A 12,860-nucleotide genomic window follows, 5' to 3' on the forward strand; every position below is an offset into this window, starting at 1 on the left:
TCCGGTCTCACCCGGAGATGTCGTCGTCACCCGCCATGTCTGGTCTCCCTGGTCGTGTCACCAACCCAACTCGGCCAAGTCTAACAACGGATCTTCACGCCGCCACCGCAACAGCGTGCAGCGTCGGTGTATAGGCCAGGCTGTCGGTGTATAGGCCAGGCTATAGTCGCCGTTCGGGTGCTGTTCGTCTTCGATCCGTGGTCCCAGGCTGTGCTGCTGGTGGCGGGTAACAAGGCGAGGGCTGGCCGAGCTGATGGGTGTCACGCCCGGCCGGGTCAGCCAGATCGAGAACGGTGATCTCGAGGCCAACGAGGTCGCGACGCTGAGCCGATCCGCACGCGCGCTCGGGGCTCGCGTGCGGATCATCTTCGACTACGGCGACGACCTCCGTCAGATCGCCTGATCCGACCGTCGGGAAGCGCTCAGATCGGCAGGAAGCGCGTCCAGCTCGTCGTCCGACAGTAGGTCCGGCCGAGCAAGGTCGTCTGCGGAGGCGATCGGTCCAATGCCTTGGCTGCGGGCCAAATCTGCGGCGGACACATGCCGAGTCGTTGGCCATCCGGGCATCCGCCCGCCGTTGCTAGACGTCACGACCAACCCCCTGCGCCTCACATCGGTATACCTCTGAGTCATAACTATGACTCAGAGGTATACCGCTCGAAAGACGAACATTCCCGCTGCCGAGCCGCGAGACGGTCAGCGGGGGCGGTACTCGACCTCGGGGCGGCCGGGGGTGCCGTAGCGGGGGCTGCGAACCACGCGGTCGACGGTCACCAGGTATTCGAGGTAGCGGCGGGCGGTCACCCGGGAGATGCCGGTCGCCGCGCTCACCTCGGTCGCGGACAGTCCCGCCTGTGGGCCGGTCCCGTCGGTGAGCGCCGCGCGTACCCGATTGAGGGTCTGCGCGTCGAGGCCCTTGGGCAGGCTGTGTCCGGCGGTGCCGCGCAGGGTGGCGAACATCTGGTCCACCTCGTGCTGGGCGACGACCTCGCCGTCGGCGAGCGCCTGGGCGCGATAGTCGGCGTAGCGTTCCAGCTTGTCGCGGAACGCCGCGAACGTGAACGGTTTGAGCAGGTAGTGGGTCACCCCGAGGGACACCGCGGTGCGTACCACCGCCAGGTCCCGGGCGGAGGTCACCGCGAGCACGTCGACGTTGCTGCCGCCGGCCCGTAGCGCCCGGCAGACGTCCAGGCCGTGCAGGTCGGGCAGCCGAAAATCCAGGAGTACGAGGTCCACGTCGCCGCCGCCGCCCGCGCGCAGCGCCGCCATCGCCGCCCGCGCGGTGTGCGCCACCCCGACCACCACGAAACCGGGAACCCGTTCGGTGTACGCGGTGTGCGCCTCGGCCAGCAGCGGCTCGTCCTCGACGACCAGCACCCGGATGTCGGTCATCGCGGGGCACCGCCGACCGGCAGGTGGACCGTGAACAGGCTGCCGCCGTCGTCCGAGCGGGTCACCTCGTAGCGGCCACCGTGGCGGCGGACCACCTGCCCGATCAGCGCCAGACCGAGACCCCGTCCGGTGCTCTTCGTGGACCAGCCGCGCCGGAAGGCGTCCGCCACCCGGTCCGCGGCCAGCCCGGGTCCGCTGTCGGCGACCCGGACCACCAGGTCGTCGTCGACGGCGCCGACGAAGACCCGTACCGTGCGCGGCGGGGGCGTGCCGGCGACCGCCTCCAGGGCGTTGTCGATCAGGTTGCCGACGACGGTGAGCAGGTCGTTGGTGGGCAGCGGGCTGTCGTCGAGGCGGCAGTCCGGCTCGATGACCAGGTCCACGCCGCGCTCGCCGGCCTGTGCCGACTTGCCGAGCAGCAGCGCGGCCAGGGCCGGCTCGGTGACCGCGTCGACCACCCGGTCGGTCAGCTGTTGCGCCAGGGCCAGATCCCGGGTGCCGAGCCGGACCGCCTCGTCGGCCCGGCCCAGCTCCACCAGCGTCAGGACCGTGTGCAGCCGGTTGGCCGACTCGTGGGTCTGTGCCTGCAACGCCTCGGTCAGCGCGCGGACCGAGTCCAACTCGCTGGCCAGTGTGCGTAGCTCGGTCTGGTCGCGCAGGGTCAGCACGGTGCCGAGCGGCGCCCCCTCGAAGCGGGCGGTCCGCTGGTTGGCCACCAGCACCCGGTCACCGGCCAGCATGGGCTCGTCGAGGGCGTCGCGGCCGGAGCCGAGCAGCTCGGCCACCGCGGGCGGCAGGTCGATCCCGGCCACCGGCCGGTCGGTGACCGGCTCGTCGGCGTCGAGGCCCAGCAGACGCCGGCCCTCGTCGTTGACCAGCGCCACCCGTCGATCGGTGGTCAGCACCACGAGACCTTCGCGCACCGAGTGCAGGACCGCGTCGTAGTACTCGTACATCCGGGTCATCTGCGCCGGTCCCAGGCCGTGGGTCTGCCGGCGCAGTCGGCGGCTGAGCAGCCACGAACCGGTCGCGGCGAGGGCGAGCGCCGGCGTCGCGACGCCCAGCAGCACGGGAAGTTGGCGCAGCAGCTTGCGGTTGATGGCCCGGGTGGTGATGCCCACCGACACCAGGCCGACGATGCGCTTCTGGTCGTCGTACACCGGCACCACCGCGCGCACCGACTCGCCGAGCGTTCCGACGTTGGTGGTGGTGAACGGTTGGCCCGCCAGGGCGGGCCCGATGTCGCCGACGAACGGCTCGCCGATCCGGTCCCGGGTCGGGTGCGAGAAACGGGTGCGGTCGGGGGCCATCACGACCACGAAGTCGGTGCCCGTGGCCCGCCAGGTCGATTCGGCGTACGGCTGAAGGATGCTGGCCGGGTCGGCGGTCGTGAGGGCCGCGCGGACGTCGGGGGAGCCGGCCACGGTCTGCGCCACCGCGAGCACCTTCTCCTGCGCGGCCTGGCGGGAGTCGACGCGGGCCAGCCAGGCCGCGCCCGTCGCGCCGGCCAGCACGAGCAGCGTCACCACCATCGCCTGGAGGGCGAAGAGTTGCCCCGCGATGCTCCACTGCCGTCGAGCCACCTTCACCCCCTCCCTCGTCGCGCCGCTGCCGCTGTCGCGTTCGCGGTGAACAGAATGACCGCAAGGCTGTCAACGGGTGAGACCCGGTTCACATTGTCGACATGGACACCACCACATCCGCCACCACACCGGCACCGGCGGTCCGCCGGGACCGTACCCGTTACCTGTACCTCGCCGTCATCGTGGCCGTGCTCGCCGGCATCGTGGTCGGCCTGGTCGCCCCCGATTTCGGCAAGGAACTCAAGCCGGTCGGCACCGGTTTCGTCAACCTGATCAAGATGATGATCAGCCCGGTCATCTTCTGCACGATCGTGCTCGGCGTCGGTTCCGTCCGGCAGGCCGCGAAGGTCGGCAAGGTCGGCGGCCTGGCGCTGGGCTACTTCCTGACCATGTCGACGGTCGCGCTCGCCATCGGCCTGGTCGTCGGCAACCTCATCCACCCCGGCTCCGGCCTGGACCTCGGCCCGGACCTCGCGGGCGCGGGCAAGGCGGCCGCCGGAGACGAGGCCGGCGGTACGACGGAATTCCTGCTCGGGATCATCCCGACCACGCTGTTCTCCGCGCTCACCGAGGGAGAGGTGCTCCAGACGCTGCTGGTGGCGCTGCTCGTCGGCTTCGCCGTGCAGGCGATGGGCCGGCGCGGTGAGCCCGTGCTCGGCGCGATCGCCGTCATCCAGCGGGTCGTCTTCAAGGTCCTCGCCATGATCATGTGGCTGGCGCCGGTCGGCGCGTTCGGTGCCATGGCCGCCGTCGTCGGCGCGACAGGCGTGGACGCTCTCAAGAGCCTCGCGCAGATCATGCTCGGCTTCTACGCCACCTGTCTGATCTTCGTGCTGGTCATCCTGGGTGCGCTGCTCTGGTTCGTGGCCCGGATCTCGATCTTCTCGCTGCTGCGGTACCTGGGCCGGGAGTTCCTGCTGATCCTGTCGACCTCCTCGTCGGAGTCGGCGCTGCCGCGGCTCATCGCGAAGATGGAGCACTTCGGCGTGAGCAAGCCGGTCGTGGGCATCACGGTGCCGACCGGGTACTCCTTCAACCTGGACGGCACGGCGATCTACCTGACCATGGCGTCGCTGTTCATCGCCGACGCGCTGGGCAACCCGCTCTCCATCGGCGAGCAGATCTCGCTGCTGCTGTTCATGATCATCGCTTCGAAGGGCGCCGCGGGCGTCACCGGCGCCGGCATCGCGACCCTGGCCGGTGGGCTCCAGTCGCACCGCCCCGACCTGGTGGACGGGGTCGGCCTGATCGTCGGCATCGACCGGTTCATGTCGGAGGCCCGCGCGCTGACCAACTTCGCCGGCAACGCGGTGGCGACCGTGCTGGTGGGCACCTGGACCGGCGAGTTCGACCGGGACCGGGCGGCCGGAGTGCTGCGCGGCGACGACCCGTTCGACGAGGCCACGATGCTCGACGAGCACGACGACGACCACGACCACGACGACGACTCGGCGGCACGCCCCGACGAAGCAACCACGCCGGCCGGCGTCCCCGCCTGACCGTCCCGCCTGTTGGTCCACGGCGATGATCGACACGGGATCGGCGATACCGGGGTATCCGAACGCGTCGGACACCCCGGTATCGCTGACCTCGTGTCGATCACCACCGCGCGGCGCCGGCCGAGGTGCGGCGGTGACGATTCCCGTCCTCGCGCGCAGCCTCCGCACCCGAACCGACTCACGGGTTTCGTCAGCGACGCCGATCGGGCGCTGAGGGGGCGTTGCGGAACGCTCGGGGAGACATGCCGAAGGCGGCGGTGAACACCCTGCTGAAGTGGGCCTGGGAGGGAAAGCCCCAGCGGGCGGCGACGGCGTGGATGGGCCGCCCGCGTTGCAGGGGATCGCGCAGGTCGCGCGCGCACCGGTCCAGGCGCCTCGTCCGGATGATGTCGGCGACTGTCTGGTCCTCGGCCTCGAACGCCCGGTGCAGGCTGCGGAGTGAGACGTGATGCGCGGCCGCCACCGTGCCTGGGGAGAGGCCCGGGTCGCCGAGGTGCTCGTCGATGAACGCCTTGACGCGCACGCGCAGGCTGTGCCCGCGTACCTCGGTCGGCAGGGCTTCGGTGAGGTCCAGGCGCTGGGCCAGCGTCGCGGAGATGAGGTCCCGGGCGACGGTGCCCAGGAGCGGAACGTCGCTCTCCTGGTACTGCTCAGGGTGGGTCAACACCTGCCGTACGAAGTTGCTGAGCAGCGCGCCCATCCCCTCGGCGGCAGAGATGTTCGTGGCGAGGAGCTGCGCGATCTTGTTGGGATGCAGCGGTACGAGACCATGCGGCACGAGGATCGTCAGGGTGGTCAGCAGGCCCTCGTGCCGCGACCGCCCCTGGTGCGACGACTGATGCGGTCGCGACGTGTCGACGACGGTGAACTGCCCCGGCGTGAAGAGGTTCGTCCGCCGCTCCTGTTCCACCCCGCCGTGCCCGGACAACGGCAGCGCGAACTCGTACATCTCCGGGTCGCTGCGGCGGATGAACGTATTGGTCCGCTGCATGTCCAGGGACGGGTACCGCCACGACGACAGCACGATCTCACCCAGACTGATGACCTCGGCCCGGGCCTGGAAGTTTGCCGCGTGGGCACTGTGGATCCGCATCGGGACCGATTCACGCGCCACCAGGTCGTGCCAGTAACCGAATCGCTCACTCGCGGGCACCGAGGTCGTGTCCGCCGAGCCTACGGTGAGCACTGGTTACCTCGATTTCTGTCGATGTCGGTGACGGCAGCGCCGCCGAGCGGGATGAGAAGATCACCTTAACTCCGGCTCAGGTTTCGGCGCGTCGTCGTCGCCTCATGTTCGTAGGACGCCCAGACACCGGGCCATTACCCGGAAGGGGATGGCCTGGCCCCTGGTCTGGTCGACGGTGCCCACCAGGTGCAGGTCGAGCTGTGGACAGTGGAAGAGCCACGTCCCGGTGACTCCTGAATGGCCGACGAGCGTGACCGGGCGGCGCCCCGACGACAGGAGCCGGCCGACCGTGAAGAACATGGTGCCCAGCCCGTACCTGAGGACGGGGATGTTGCGCAGCCGGTTGCGCCGCTCAGTGAGCATCGCCCCTGAGCGGGTGTCACGGAAGAGGGCGCCACCAAGGAGCGCCCGCTGAAAGGTGAGGAGATCGGCCGTGGTGCTGAACAGGTCGTTGCAGGAGTCGATCATCGAGGGCACCTCCACGCGGCGCTGCTTCGCGTAGAGCGGCGAGGGCGGTGCGGACGCCGCAGGTGGCGGAGGGTCCCCGGGGAGCCAGGTGTGCGTCAGGTCGAGCGGGCCGAGGATCCGTTCGGTCAGCAGGTCGGCGAACGACCGACCGGTCACCGTCTCCATGATGCGGATCAACAGCTGGAAGCCGGTGTCGGAGTAGCGGGCCTTCTGCCGTACGGCAGTGAGGTTCTGCGGCGTGAAGTGCGGGCGCTGCTGCTCGCGCGTGGTGCGCACGGTGTCCTCGAAGGTCCAGGCCAGATCCTGCCCGGTAGCCAGGCGCTCATTCAGGCTGGGGCCTTCCCGACGCTTCTCGAAGTGGTCGGGCAGGCCGGACGTGTGACTCGCGAGGTGGCGCACCGTGATCGCCGACGTCCGGTCGATTCCTCCGAGGACATGCAGGCCGGTGGTCGTCTCCGCCGGCAGGTAGCTGGTGATCGGCGCGGACAGGTCGAGGTCACCGCGTTCGTGCGCCTGTAACACCAGCGCGATGATGAACCGCTTGGTGACGCTGGCGATGAAGAACGGGGTGTCGGGACGCACCGGTTGATCGTGGGTGTCGACCGGCCCGCAGGCAGCCGACCAGCGCAGCGTCCCGTCACCGCTGACGACGGCGAGGTTGGCGTGGTGCACGCCGCGGTGCGCGACGAGATCTTCCAGCAAGCCCCTCAGTCGCGCGTCGACACCTGCGGGAACGTGATTGTCGTGAGCGGTGATCGTGGTCAGTGGCGATCTCACCACCACATGTCTACTAGACATGTCTCTGAGAGGCAACGGCCTAGACTCGGCCAATGGCCCACGTGATCCTTGGTCTGCTCCTGATCACTCCGCAGACCTTCTACGACCTCATCAAGGGATTCGAGGCCGGCGTCGCGCTCTTCTACAGCGCCAGTTCCGGAAGCATCAAACGGGCGCTGGACACCCTGCTCACCCGAGGGCTCATCGAGGTGGCCAGCACCGAAGCCGGCGGGCGGGGACGGAAGGTGTACCGCGTCACCGACGCTGGCCGGCAGGAGTTCCACGCGTGGATGACCGGAGAGCTGACCGGGTCCGATCTGGAAACCGCAGCGCTGTCCCGGCTCTACTTCCTCGGTCTGCTGGAGCCGGACGAACGCGTACCGGCGCTGCGCAGGGTCACGGGCCGCATGGAGAACGACCTCGCCCGGCTCTCGGCCCTCGCCACGCACCTCGGAGACCTGGAGGTCCCCGAGGAGCACCGCGACCTCGCCACCCATCAGCGCGCAACGCTCGACTACGGCATCGCCGCACACCGCTTCACGCTCGACTGGTTCCGCGATCACATCAACCGATACGAGCGGGGCCACCTGCGCGACGAGGAGCCGAAGGTCCGCATCCAACGTCTCGGGTGACGCGTGCCGACCCGCGTCAGCTCATTGCCCCCAGGGCCGCCGCACAGAGCTCGGCTGGTGGCAGGTACTCGTGGGCGGAGACGTAGTGGAGCAGGAGCTGAGGTGCGGCGTACACGACGCCGTTGCCCTGGACCTGGAACTCGGCGCTCTCGCGGGCGATCATGCCCAGCCGAATGGCTTCTCTGGCGTCCCCGCCGATGTCCCGGATGCAGATCTCGCAGAAGTGGTATCCGCGCGTCTGGCGGACCCGCGTCTTGGCCAAGTCGGTCAGAGCCGGCATCAAGCCGTCCGGGGGAGCGCCGGTCGGGAACGGATGCACGGCGTCCAGCCAACCGACGTTGAGCAGCGGCAGGTCCGGCCACGGCTCGTCGGTCAACCCTGGCTCGTCCTCATGCCGCTCCAGGTACGTGTATGGCGTCAGGTCCGCGAAATAGGTCACGACCCATACGTACCATCGGCATACCTGGCTCCGATCGGCGGGCCGGCGGCCGGCGGTGACTGTCCGTCACCTCCGTGGGGGCGGATGCGGTGATGAGCGGTATGACCCAGAGTCATATTTATGACCTTGAGTCATACCGCTCGACAGCGCATCGACATGGCGGGCAGCCAACGCGCCGGGCGACTGGCTGCCGTGCTCGTCTAGCGGACCAACGCGCCGACCAACGTCGCGATGGCTGCCACGAAGGCAGTGACTACCGGGCCAAGGGTGCGGATGTACGCCAGGACGATGCCATGGCGCCGTGTCCGGCTGCCGTCGTCCTCCGTGATCCTCTGCCCTTCGATGTCTGGTCCCTGAGGGGTTAGAGTCAAGGCGGCTCCTTCCGTTGCGTGCGGTCGAGTCGATAGCGGCGTCCGGTTGCACCCGGGCGCCGCTTTGTTTGGCGGCGCTGAGCCGTTCGATCGATGCAGCATCCCATGCGGCGCAGGAGATCCTCCTATTTGTCCTGCCTGTTGTCACCAACGTGACGCCTTCGGGCGGTCACTTATCGATCGAAGTCCGGCCTCGCGTGCGACGGGTGCGTGCCGAGGTCACCCGAGCGCCGCTGCACTTGACAGGCGATGTGTGAGCGTTAACATCGACAACCACCACTGTCTTCCGGGAGGTCCGATGACGCTCGTCCTCGCGCGTTCCACCGCACGTCGGATGGCCGGGCTCACGGCTCTGGTCGTGCTGCTCGCCGTCGGCCTCAGCGTCATCTCCGCGAAGCCGGCCGCGGCCTGGGACAACGGCACGGCGGACACCCCGCCGATGGGCTGGAACAGCTACGACTCGTTCAACTGGCGCGTCACCGAGTCCGACGTCCGGGCGAATGCCGACTACATGCGTGACAACCTGCGTCAGCACGGCTGGCAGTACGTCGTCATCGACTGGGCCTGGTACTACCCGGGTCAGCACAACAACAGCCCCAACCAGGACGCCAGCCTCAACCCCCGGCTACGGATGGACGCCAACGGGCGGCTGCTGCCGGACACCACGCGGTTCCCCTCGGCGGCGGGCGACAACGGGTTCAAGCCCCTCGCCGACTACGTGCACGCGCAGGGGTTGAAGTTCGGCGTCCACCTGATGCGCGGCATCCCCCGGCAGGCGGTGGCCGACAACGTGCCCATCCTGGGCACCAACTGCCGAGCCAACCAGATCAACAACACCACCACCGCGGCCTGGCTCAACCTGATGTGGGGCCTGAACATGTCCAACGCCTGCGCGCAGGCGTACCTGGACTCGGTGTTCCAGCTCCTGGCCGGCTGGGGTGTCGACTACGTGAAGGTGGACGACATCGCGGCCCCGACGTACCGGCAGTCCGAGGTCGAGGGTTACCGGACGGCGATCCAGCGCAGCGGTCGGCCCATGGTGCTGAGCCTCTCGCCCGGCGCGACACCGCTGGCCAGCGGCGGGCACGTGCGGGACAACGCGCACATGTGGCGCATCGTCAACGACCTGTGGGACAACTGGTCGTCGCTCGACGCGCTCTTCGACCAGCTGCGCAACTGGACGCCGTACCGCACGACTGGTGCCTGGCCTGATCCGGACATGATCCCGATCGGGCGGCTGTCGAAGTACGGCCCGGTCGGCGCACCCCGCTACTCCGCGCTCACCGCAGACGAGCAGCGCACGCTGATGACCCTGTGGGCGATCAACCGGGCGCCGCTGATGTGGGGCGGCAACCTGGTCGAGAACCGCGCCGCCGAGCTGGCGTTGATGACGAACGCGGCGGTGCTCGCCGTCGACCAGAACAGCGCCAACAACCGGCAGCTCGTCGGCGGCACCCGGCAGGTGTGGACCGCCGACGTGCCGGGCAGCGACCACCGCTACGTGGCGCTGTTCAACCGCGAGAGCGCGACCGCCAACGTCTCGCTGAACCTGGCCGACCTGGGCATCGGCTCGGCCACCGTCACCGACCTGTGGTCCGGCGCCGGCCTCGGCACCGCCACCGGCACGCTCACCCGGTCCATCCCCGCCCACGGCAGTGGCCTGTACCGGCTGGCGCCGCTGACCACCACCCCCACGCCGACCACCTACACCGCGGCCGCGCGGCACAGCGGCAAGCTCCTCGACGTCTCCAACGCGTCCACCTCGGACGGCGCGAACGTCGTGCAGTGGGGCGCGAACGGGCAGGCCAACCAGCGGTGGCGGTTCCAGGACACCGGTGGCGGCTACTCCACGGTGACAAGCGTCAGCAGCGGCAAGTGCCTCGACGTGTACGGCGGCGCGAGTGCCACCGCCGACGGCGTCCGGGTCATCCAGTGGGCGTGCAACGGCGGCACCAACCAGCAGTGGCGCGTCGAGGACCTCGGCACCGGCTACGTCCGGCTCGTCGCCCGCCACAGCGGGAAGTGCCTGGACGTGCTGAACGCCGCCACCGCGGACGGCGCCCAGACCGTGCAGTGGACCTGCGGCACCGGCACCAGCCAACAATGGAGACGCACCACCGTGTAGCGCTCAGCGGCGTGCCCGCCACATCGCGGTGATTCGTCGCGCCGCGAGCGCGGCGGGCGATTCGGCCCCGATGTGACCGATCCGGTGTCCCAACCAGTCATGGAGTGTGGGAGTCCACCGGAGCACGGGAGTGAATCATGGATCAGAACCTGCGAATGCTCTTCGACCGGGCGATCGTCGACGAGCCCGCACTGCCGTCGACCGACCTGGCCGGCGCGGCGATGGCGGCCGGCACCAGCCTGCGCCGACGTCGGCAGCGCCTGGTGACGGCGGGCGCGGCAGCCGTGGCCGCCATCGCGGCGGTCGGGGTGGTGAACGTGGCGGCACCGCCGCAACGGTCGGCCCCGGCACCGACGACCGTGCCGGCGGCGTTCGGAATGCTGGTGAACAAGGTGTGCGAGTTTCCCGCCCGGACGACCGTGACCGACGCTGTGGTCTTCCTCGCCGATAACGTCACCGACCAGCAGCGCGACGAGGTCAACCGTGCGCTCAATGCGAACCCGGCGATCCGGACCGTGGCGTTCGAAAGTCGCGAGGAGGCGCTGGCGAAGTTCAGGAGGATGTACGCGGACGCGCCCGACCTCGTCGCCAGCGTGCGCGCCAGTCAATTTCCGGAGTCGTACCGGATCAGGCTTGTCGCGCGGGAGCAGTTCGCGACGTTGAAGGGCCCGCTCAAACGCATGCCCGGCGTCGACGAGATCATCGGCATCGACTGCCCGGCCGGCACGAACGCGTCGGCGGTCGACTGATGGCGGGTGTCCGCTGGGGCGCGGCCCGACGGCGCGAGCAGACCGCACGGCAGGCGGAGTTCACCGCCTTCGTCGAGACCACCGCGCCAAGACTGCGCCGGACCGCGTACCTGATGTGCCGCGACTGGCACCTGGCGCAGGACCTGACCCAGACCACCTTCGCGAAGATGTACGTGAACTGGGGCCGGATCCGGCACACCACGAACCTCGACGCGTACAGCCGCCGTGTCCTCATGAACGTCGTGTTCGACCAGGCAAAGCGGCGCAGCGCGGACGAGGTCGTGCTGGCCGAGTTGCCCGAGGCGGCGCCCCGACGGGTCGACGACACCGCGGAGTTGCACGTCACCCTGCTTCGGGCGCTTGCCACCCTGCCCCTTCGGGACCAGGCCATCGTCGTGCTCCGGCACTGGGAGGACCAGAGCGTCGAGGCCGTCGCCAGCACGCTCGGCGTCTCCGTGTCGGTGGTCAAGACGCAGAACGCCCGCGCACTGACCAGGTTGCGGGCGGTGCTCGGCCAGGACTTCGTCCGGATCTGACAGGCCGCCGGTTGCCGATTGGTCGTGCCCGTTCGACGCCGCCTCGCCTAGCGTCGACGAAATGGAGATCGAGCAGGCGCAGAAGCTGTGGCAGCCGGAGCCCGGCTGGTTGAACACCGCCTCCTACGGGTTGCCGCCCGAGCCGGCGTGGACGGCACTACAGGACGCCCTGGGCGCGTGGCGGGTCGGCCGCACGTCGTGGGAGGGCTGGGGCGAGGCGGTACACCGGTCGCGTACCGCGTTCGCCGCCCTGATCGGGGTGCCGGCAGGTGACGTCGCGGTCGGCGCGGCCGTGTCGCAGATCCTCGCGCCGGTCGCGGCGGCCCTGCCGGCCGGGGCGACGGTGGTGGTCCCCGAGGTCGAGTTCACCTCCAACCTGTTTCCGTGGCTGGTGCAGGAGGAGCGCGGGGTCAAGGTCCGTACGGTGCCGTCGGCTGCCCTCGTCGACGCGATCGACACCGACACCGACGTGGTCGCGTTCAGCCTGGTGCAGTCGGCCGACGGGGCGGTGGCGGCGTACGACGAGATCGTGAACGCGGCCCGCGCGCACGGCGCGTTGGTGGTGGTGGACGCGACCCAGGCGTGCGGCTGGCTGCCGTTCGACGGGAGCCGGGCCGACGTGGTGGCCGTCGGTGGCTACAAGTGGCTGATGAACCCACGCGGCACCGCGTACGCCTACCTGGCCCCGGCGCTGCGCGACCGGTTGCGCCCCGACGCCGCCGGGTGGTACGCGGGCCGCGACCCGCACGCCTCCTACTACGGCCCCCCGCTGCGGCTGGCCGACGACGCCCGCCGGTTCGACATCTCCCCGGCCTGGTTCAGCTGGGTCGGCGCGGCGCCGGCGCTGGAGGTGGTCGCCGAGATCGGCGTGCCGGCGATCCAGGCGCACGACGTGGCGCTGGCCAACCGGTTCCTGACCGGGCTGGGCCGGCAGCCGGGGGAGAGCGCCATCGTCAGCGTCGACGTGCCGGACGCGGAGCAGCGCCTGGCGGCGGCCGGCATCCGGGCGGCGGTCCGCGCCGGTCGGGTCCGCGCCTCCTTCCACATCTACTCCACGGAGGCCGACGTGGACGCGGCGTTGGAGGCGTTGACGGGGTGACTCC

At 69.9% G+C, this 12,860-nt stretch carries 12 protein-coding genes; 7 read left to right on the plus strand and 5 right to left on the minus strand.

What is annotated here, in order from left to right; all coding sequences use genetic code 11:
• Positions 1-253: 253 nt before the first annotated feature.
• On the plus strand, positions 254-403 hold the full coding sequence (locus AB0C25_RS20375) for a hypothetical protein (RefSeq protein WP_357375297.1): 150 nt from the start codon (positions 254-256) through the stop codon (positions 401-403).
• Positions 404-696: 293 nt separating this feature from the next.
• On the opposite strand, the gene AB0C25_RS20380 is transcribed toward AB0C25_RS20375, so the two are convergent.
• Together AB0C25_RS20380 and AB0C25_RS20385 are read right to left on the minus strand one after the other, a co-directional pair.
• A complete protein-coding gene (locus AB0C25_RS20380; protein WP_357375299.1) occupies positions 697-1,392 on the minus strand; it encodes a response regulator in 696 nt (231 codons plus the stop codon).
• On the minus strand, positions 1,389-2,975 hold the full coding sequence (locus AB0C25_RS20385; protein WP_357375302.1) for a sensor histidine kinase: 1,587 nt from the start codon (positions 2,973-2,975) through the stop codon (positions 1,389-1,391). Before AB0C25_RS20385 ends, AB0C25_RS20380 begins: the two co-directional genes overlap by 4 nt.
• A 101-nt stretch (positions 2,976-3,076) precedes the next feature.
• Between AB0C25_RS20385 and AB0C25_RS20390 the strand changes: the two genes are divergently transcribed.
• Positions 3,077-4,474 carry a cation:dicarboxylase symporter family transporter gene (locus AB0C25_RS20390; RefSeq protein WP_357375304.1) on the plus strand — a complete coding sequence of 466 codons (1,398 nt, stop codon included), beginning with the start codon at positions 3,077-3,079 and terminating at the stop codon, positions 4,472-4,474.
• A 190-nt stretch (positions 4,475-4,664) separates the two neighbouring features.
• Here the strand turns inward: AB0C25_RS20390 and AB0C25_RS20395 are convergent, their stop codons facing one another.
• Positions 4,665-5,660 carry a helix-turn-helix domain-containing protein gene (locus AB0C25_RS20395; RefSeq protein ID WP_357375306.1) on the minus strand — a complete coding sequence of 332 codons (996 nt, stop codon included), beginning with the start codon at positions 5,658-5,660 and terminating at the stop codon, positions 4,665-4,667.
• A 102-nt stretch (positions 5,661-5,762) separates the two neighbouring features.
• Positions 5,763-6,905, minus strand: coding sequence for a serine hydrolase domain-containing protein (locus AB0C25_RS20400; RefSeq protein WP_357375308.1), 1,143 nt, complete (start codon positions 6,903-6,905; stop codon positions 5,763-5,765).
• Between the two features lie 53 nt (positions 6,906-6,958).
• On the opposite strand from AB0C25_RS20400, the gene AB0C25_RS20405 reads away from it, so the two are divergent.
• Positions 6,959-7,537, plus strand: coding sequence for a helix-turn-helix transcriptional regulator (locus AB0C25_RS20405; protein ID WP_357375310.1), 579 nt, complete (start codon positions 6,959-6,961; stop codon positions 7,535-7,537).
• Positions 7,538-7,553: 16 nt separating this feature from the next.
• Here AB0C25_RS20405 and AB0C25_RS20410 read toward each other — a convergent pair whose 3' ends face one another.
• On the minus strand, positions 7,554-7,976 hold the full coding sequence (locus AB0C25_RS20410) for a hypothetical protein (protein WP_357375312.1): 423 nt from the start codon (positions 7,974-7,976) through the stop codon (positions 7,554-7,556).
• A gap of 669 nt (positions 7,977-8,645) precedes the next feature.
• On the opposite strand from AB0C25_RS20410, the gene AB0C25_RS20415 reads away from it, so the two are divergent.
• From AB0C25_RS20415 to AB0C25_RS20430, 4 genes are all read left to right on the plus strand, one after another.
• A complete protein-coding gene (locus tag AB0C25_RS20415) occupies positions 8,646-10,472 on the plus strand; it encodes an alpha-galactosidase (protein WP_357375314.1) in 1,827 nt (608 codons plus the stop codon).
• Positions 10,473-10,609: 137 nt separating this feature from the next.
• A complete protein-coding gene (locus tag AB0C25_RS20420) occupies positions 10,610-11,221 on the plus strand; it encodes a permease-like cell division protein FtsX (RefSeq protein ID WP_357375316.1) in 612 nt (203 codons plus the stop codon).
• Positions 11,221-11,757, plus strand: coding sequence for a SigE family RNA polymerase sigma factor (locus AB0C25_RS20425; RefSeq protein WP_357375318.1), 537 nt, complete (start codon positions 11,221-11,223; stop codon positions 11,755-11,757). Before AB0C25_RS20420 ends, AB0C25_RS20425 begins: the two co-directional genes overlap by 1 nt.
• Before the next feature lie 61 nt (positions 11,758-11,818).
• The gene (locus AB0C25_RS20430; RefSeq protein WP_357375320.1) at positions 11,819-12,856 is read left to right on the plus strand and encodes an aminotransferase class V-fold PLP-dependent enzyme; all 1,038 of its coding nucleotides are present in this window, start codon (positions 11,819-11,821) and stop codon (positions 12,854-12,856) included.
• Positions 12,857-12,860: the final 4 nt, after the last annotated feature.

The organism is Micromonospora sp. NPDC048839, assembly GCF_040649915.1.
Lineage (GTDB): Bacteria > Actinomycetota > Actinomycetes > Mycobacteriales > Micromonosporaceae > Micromonospora.